Source organism: Mesorhizobium sp. M4A.F.Ca.ET.050.02.1.1 (genome assembly GCF_003997725.1).
GTDB lineage: Bacteria > Pseudomonadota > Alphaproteobacteria > Rhizobiales > Rhizobiaceae > Mesorhizobium.
This window is the reverse complement of record NZ_RZSG01000340.1, coordinates 1-6,126: the sequence shown is the minus strand read 5'-3', so window position 1 is coordinate 6,126 and position 6,126 is coordinate 1. Positions and strand designations below refer to the sequence as shown.

Genomic DNA, 6,126 nt, shown 5'->3' with positions numbered 1-6,126 from the left:
ATCGCAAGATGGCATATAGGGGTTGGACCAGCAAAGGCGAGAGTTGGCCGGCCGCTCCCCTATCCGAAGACGTGGAGAACCACCGTCAGCCAGAAGGACGTGGTCACCACCGCGCTCGCCGTCGCGATGGTTATCTGGTTCGACGCCAGCGCCTGGCCGGTGTTGAACTGGACGGCGATCAGGTAGGAATTGATGCCCGAGGGCAGAGCCGCCGCCACCACCGCCACCTTGGCCGTCAGCGGCGGCAGGCCAAGCACCCAGACCAGGCCAAGCACTAGCCCCGGCATCAGGAACAGTTTCAGCGCCGACAGCGCCAGCGCCGGCCGGATGTTGCCGGAGATGCCGAAGCGGCGCAGGCTGAGCCCCATGGCGAACAGCGCCACCGGCCCGGCGGTATCCGCCAGGGCATCGACCACACGCGAGACGAGCTCCGGCAGCGGCGCGCCGCTCAGGCGGAAGGCAAGTCCGGCGAGTATGCCGATGATCAGCGGATTGAGGAACAGCCGCCTGAGGAAGCTGGTGACGACACGCAGCGGATGCGCGGGCTCGCCGGCGCCGCGGCCGAACATCTCGAACAGGACGATCGAGGCCATCATCGTGACCGGCAGGTGGACGGAGACCAGCAGCGACAGGACCTCGAAGCCGCTCGGTCCGAATATGCCGAGGATGAAGGGCGCGCCGAGCAGGACGATGTTGGAATAGCCAGACGACACGCCGCCGACGATGCCCGTGCGCGAATCCCTGCCGAAGACCCGCGTGGTGACGAGATGCCCCACCGCCCAGGTGATCGCGACCGCCGTGAAATAGGCGCCCCACAGCGACCATGGCGCCACGCCGTGGAAGTCGGACTTCACCATCGTTTGGAACAGAAGCAGCGGCATCGCCACGTTGATGGCGAATTCGGAGATGCCCTCGCCGCTCGCCGGCTTCAGATAGCCGGTGAAGCCGGCAAGGTAGCCGAGCGCGACGAGGCTGAAGACGAAGAGGACGGTTTCGGTGAGCGGAGACATTTTTCCCGTGATAGGCGAGCCCCGTTTGCAACGCAATCGCGCCGGCCGAGGAAGGCCCACCCGCTTCCTGCCCCCGCCCGAATTGATCAAGGTCGGCTGGCAGCGTTATAGAGGCTTGGGATCGTCAGGGGGATACGCGGCGAATGGGTCTGGTCGAGGGCTCGAACCATCACCTTTCGGCAAGGGCATGCCTGACGGTTTTCGTCGCCGGCTTGCTCTGCCTTGTCGCGACGCTGGCCAAAGGCGCGGAGAACCTCAAGGGCGTCGCCCTCATCGTCGGCCAATCGGCGTACGAGCACATCGCCACCCTGCCAAACCCGGCCAATGACGCCCGCGACATGGCCAAGATGCTGACCGACCTCGGCTTCGATGCCCGCAGCGTCACCGATCGCGATGCCGCGAAACTGAAGCGCGACCTTGAGCGCTTCGTCGAGGATGCCGAAGGCGCCGATGTCGCCTTCATCTATTATTCCGGTCACGGCATCGAGGCCGGCGGCGTGAACTACCTGGTCCCGGTCGATGCCGATATGTCCTCGCTGAAGGACGCCGACAATGCGCTGGTGCCGATCTCCGCCGTCATGGACGATCTGAAGAAGACGGTGCCGGTGACGATCATGCTGCTCGATGCCTGCCGCACCAATCCGTTCCCGCCCGGCGCGGAGTTGCGCCGCGCGCCGACCGCCTCGGCCTCGCCGATCGGCGCCGGCGGGCTGGAACCGTTGCGCGGCGCCAAGGCGCTCGGCAGCGCGCCGGCGACGGAAAACCTCGGAACCGTGGTCGGCTTCGCCGCCGAGCCGGGACGCCCGGCGCTCGATGGCGCCGCCGGCGAGAACAGCCCCTATGCGGCGGCGCTGCTGCGCCACCTCGCCGCGATGAAGGGCACCGAATTCGGATCGGTCATGCGCATGGTGACCGAGGAGGTCTATCTCGACACCAAGGCGCGGCAGCGACCCTGGGTCAATGAAAGCCTGCGCAGATTGCTCTATTTCGGCGTCGCGCCGCAGGAGCCGACCGGCGATGACGGGCTGATCACCGGCGAGCGGCGGCAACTGCTTTTGACCATCGCCGACCTGCCCGATCCGAAGCGCTCGCAAGTGGAACTGGCTTCGCAGCAGGACGGCGTGCCGCTCGACGCGCTCTATGGCGTGCTCAAGGCGCTGGGCACGGAGAAGATACCAGAGGATCCAACGGACCTGGAAAAGCTCCTCGATGCCCAGGCCGAGCGGCTGAAGAAGATGCTGTCAGAGCGCGACGCGCTCAGCACCGACGACCCCGAGATCAAGCGCCTCGTCGCCTCGGCCGACAAGGCGATCGGCCAGGGCGCCATCGTCAGTGCGCGAAAGTTCCTCGACGAGGCGGTGGCCCGGGTCGAGCAGACCAGCGGCGCCGTCGACCAGGCGGAGGAACTGGTCAAGCAGAAGCGGCTCGCAGACGCCGCCATCTATGCCAGGCGCGCCGACTCCTCCGCCCTGGTCTTCGACTACAAATCGGCGGCGAGCGACTACGGCAAGGCCCTCGCGCTAGTCGAGAAATGGGACGACAAGCTGCGCTGGAACTACAAGAACCAGGAGGCCGAGGCGCTCAACGCCCACGGTGCCGCCACCGGCGACAAACAGGCGCTGCAACAGGCCATCGACGCCTACCGGATAATCCTGAACTTCATTCCCAACGGCGAACAGAACCGCGACTGGGCGATCACCCGCAACAACATGGCGGTGGTGCTGCAGACGATCGGCGAACGCGAGACCGACACGACCAGGCTTGAAGCGGCAGCCCAGATCTTCCGTGACTCGCTTGCCGTCTTCGAGCGCGAGAAGGACGATCTCAATTGGGCCGCGGCCCAGAACAATCTCGCCAATGTGCTGTTGAAGATCGGCGAGCGCGAGAGCGACCCCAAGCACTTGAACGAGGCGGTTGCCGCCATGCGCGCGACGCTGGTGAAGCGCCCGCGCGAGAAAGTGCCGCTCGACTGGGCGGCCTCGCAGAACAATCTCGGCCTGGCGCTCTATGCGCTCTCGGAGCGGGAGCCCGGCGGTGAACGCCTCACCGAGGCCGAGGCCGCCTATCGGCTGGCGCTGCAGGAATATACGCGCGAGAAGTCGCCGGCGCAGTGGGCGATGGTTGAGAACAATCTCGGCAACACGCTGGTGTCGCTGGGCACGCAGCGCAACGATCAGGCGAAGATCACCGAGGCGGCCGCGGCCTTCCGCGCCGCGCTCGAGATCCGCACGCGCGAGACCTTCCCGGTTTCCTGGGCGACCAGCCGGCTCATCTCGGCAACGCGCTGAGCAGCGCCGCCCGCTTCGATCTCGGCACTGGCGAGCTCGAAGAAGCGGCGACGGCCTATGGCGATGCGCTGACCGTCTTCACCCGCAAGCGTTTCCCGATGGACTGGGCTTCCACCCAGAACAATCTCGGCTCGGTCTACCAGACGCTCGGCCAGCGCGCCCGCGATCCGGCGAGACTGGAGCAGTCGGTTGCCGCCTTCCGGGCGGCGCGGCGCATCTACACCAGGCGCGCCTTTCCGCTCGACTGGGCGATGACCGCCTACAATCTCGGCAACACGCTGCAATTGCTCGGCGGCCTGTCCGACAAGCCGGAACACTACAGGGATGCGGCGATGGCCTATCGCGACGCGTTGCGAGAATACAAGCGCGAGACGACGCCGCGGCAATGGGCGCTGGCCCAGGCCGGCCTCGGCTCGGCGCTGCATTGGCTGAGCATGGCCGAAGGCGATACCAAGTCCCTGGCCGAGTCGGTCGCCGCGCGCCGGGCCGCGCTCGAGGTGCAGACCTTCGAAACCGCGCCCGTCGACTGGGCAAACGCGCAGAACGGCATCGGCATGAGCCTGCTCAATCTCGGCACGCTCGAACGCAGCGGCAAATATCTGGACGAGGCCGAAGCCGCCTTCCAGGCGACACTCAAGGTGTTCACCCGTGAGAGCCAACCGCTGCAATGGGCCTTCGCTCAGAACAATCTCGGCGACGTCCATTGGAACCGCGCCAGCCAAGGCGGCGGCGACGCCGAATATATGAAAGCGATCGAGTTCTTCGAGAACGCCAAGCAGGGTTTTGCCGAAGCCGGCTACACCATCCCGATCCCGCTCACCGACAAGAAGATCGAGCTGGTGAAGCAGCAACTAGCGAAGAAATAGCCCGTGCTTGTCTTTCAGCCGGCTTTGCGGTCCCTATATGCGCACACCGCCGTCATCGCCGGTGGACGCAAGAAGGATGGCCGATGGTTCGATTTCTGCTGGCGCTGATGCTGCTCGTCGCCCCAGCCGCGGCGCATGCGACGGATGCCGGCTGGGCACTGTTGCGTGACGGCGGCCATATCGTGCTGCTGCGCCATGCCATGGTCACCGGCACCGCCGATCCAGCCAATTTCGACATCGCCCAATGCCCGACCCAGCTCAACCTCTCGGCGCGCGGCCAGCAACAGGCAAGCCGGATCGGCGCTTTATTCGCTGCCCGTGCCGCGCCCATCGAGCGCGTGCTCTCCAGCCGTTACTGCCGCCGCCTCGACACCGCCCGCATCGCTTTCGAGGCTGAGCCGGAGCCCTTCGCGCCGCTCGACCTCCTGAAGACCGACCCTGCGGAAAAGGCCGCGCAGCTCGCGGCAATCATGGCCGAGATCCGCGGCTATTCCGGTTCCGACAATCTGGTGCTGGTCACCCATCTGGAGAACATCGTGGCGCTGACCGGCGTCACGCCCCGCGAAGGCGAGGCGGTGGTCGTCGAGCCGCAGGGCGACGGCCTCAAAGTGCTTGGCCGCGTCACCTTCTGACGAGGCCGCGATCGGCGGCGGCATCTGTTGCCGAAATGCCACTACCGAAAGAAGCCGCAAATCCGCCGCGACAATGCCGCTTGCGACAACCCGTCGCAGGGTCTATAGGCGCGCTCCCGGTCACGAAAACCGAAGCGAGCACAACGGTTGGAGCTTTTGCCTCCGCCCGCGCAGGCGGCTCTGCCGCCCTGTGTACGGCGCCGTTTCGGAGGTTGGGATCGCGGATGTAGCTCAGGGGGAGAGCACCGGATTTGGGTCCGGAGGTCGCAGGTTCGAATCCTGCTGTCTGCACCACGGATAGCTCAGTTGGGTAGAGCATCAGATCGCGAATCTGACGGTCGAAGGTTCGAATCCTTCTCCATTGGCCTTCCAAGCCAAGCCACCCTGTCACGGTGTTATTCGGAAAAATCGGTCCGGGGACCGGAATGCGAAAGACCTGACGGACGGCCTAGGCCTTCGGCCAAGGCCGCATCGAAAGGTCCGACGCCATCGGCTCGCGGCCAGGCCCGCGGTGACGATCAAGGCGCAGTGTCGCCGGCAAGGGAGGCCAAGGCCTCCGGCGCCCGCTTCGCTGTCTCGCGATCCGCTCCCGACGGCCCGCTGCCTGGCGATGCCACCGGTCTCCGGATCATTCGTGCCGGGAAAGGAACCGAGAAACGAAAAGGATGATCGACGCATGAGTTGACGCCTCGCATGGGGCCATGCCCGACAGGAGTGAAGACAATGACCATTCTCGACAAGGTTCTTGGGCGCGAGCGCGTCCTTGTTAAGGAAAACGAACGGGCCGTCACCCTCTACAAGGGGGAGATCAAGGCTGTCCTGATGCCGGGCGAGCATTGGCTTGCCAACCGGCGCGGGCGCCTTGAAGTGTCCCGGCACGATCTGAAGAACCCGGAATTCGTTTCGGCCTACGAGAAGGCGCTGTTCGACAAGCTCCCGGAGGTGGCCGCGCGTCATTTCACCGTCGTTCGCACCGGGCGTACGGATGTCGCCGTCATCGAGCGTGACGGCAACCTCCATGCCGTCCTGGCGCCGGATCGCAAGCTCGTGCTGTGGACGGATGCCGGCCCGTGGAAGGTAACGCTGGTCGACACGTCGGCCGATCTTGCGATCGATCCGGCTCTCATGCGCCGGCTCGGCCAGGCCCGCAAGACGGAACTGATGTCCGTTCACCCGGTGGTCGACGGTCAGGCCGGACTGCTGTTCGTCGACGGGGCGCTGGCGCGGACGCTTGCCGCCGGCGTGCACGGCTTCTGGAACGTCGGGCGCATGGTGCAGATGAAGGTCGTCGACCTCAAGCGCCAGTCGCTCGACGTCGCCGGGCAGGAAG

At 65.9% G+C, this 6,126-nt stretch carries 4 protein-coding genes, 2 tRNA genes and 1 pseudogene; 6 read left to right on the top strand and 1 reads right to left on the bottom strand.

The features are described from left to right. Positions 1–59: 59 nt before the first annotated feature. Positions 60–1,010 (bottom strand): AEC family transporter, encoded by a 951-nt coding sequence (locus tag EOA33_RS20815; RefSeq protein WP_126054143.1) that lies wholly within the window; start codon positions 1,008–1,010, stop codon positions 60–62. Between the two features lie 143 nt (positions 1,011–1,153). Between EOA33_RS20815 and EOA33_RS20810 the strand changes: the two genes are divergently transcribed. The 6 genes and pseudogenes from EOA33_RS20810 to EOA33_RS20790 form a co-directional block, all read left to right on the top strand. Further along, on the top strand, positions 1,154–3,298 hold the full coding sequence (locus EOA33_RS20810) for a caspase domain-containing protein (RefSeq protein WP_245482396.1): 2,145 nt from the start codon (positions 1,154–1,156) through the stop codon (positions 3,296–3,298). Positions 3,299–3,396: 98 nt separating this feature from the next. Next, positions 3,397–4,164 carry a tetratricopeptide repeat protein gene (locus EOA33_RS40645; protein ID WP_245482395.1) on the top strand — a complete coding sequence of 256 codons (768 nt, stop codon included), beginning with the start codon at positions 3,397–3,399 and terminating at the stop codon, positions 4,162–4,164. A gap of 83 nt (positions 4,165–4,247) precedes the next feature. Beyond that, positions 4,248–4,796, top strand: a complete 549-nt coding sequence (locus EOA33_RS20805; protein ID WP_127406450.1) for a histidine phosphatase family protein — start codon at positions 4,248–4,250, stop codon at positions 4,794–4,796. A 220-nt stretch (positions 4,797–5,016) separates the two neighbouring features. Beyond that, positions 5,017–5,090 (top strand) — tRNA-OTHER (locus tag EOA33_RS20800). Between the two features lie 2 nt (positions 5,091–5,092). Beyond that, positions 5,093–5,168: transfer RNA gene (locus tag EOA33_RS20795), tRNA-Arg, on the top strand. 351 nt (positions 5,169–5,519) lie between these two features. Continuing rightward, positions 5,520–6,126: pseudogene (locus EOA33_RS20790) on the top strand (slipin family protein); the annotation flags it as partial.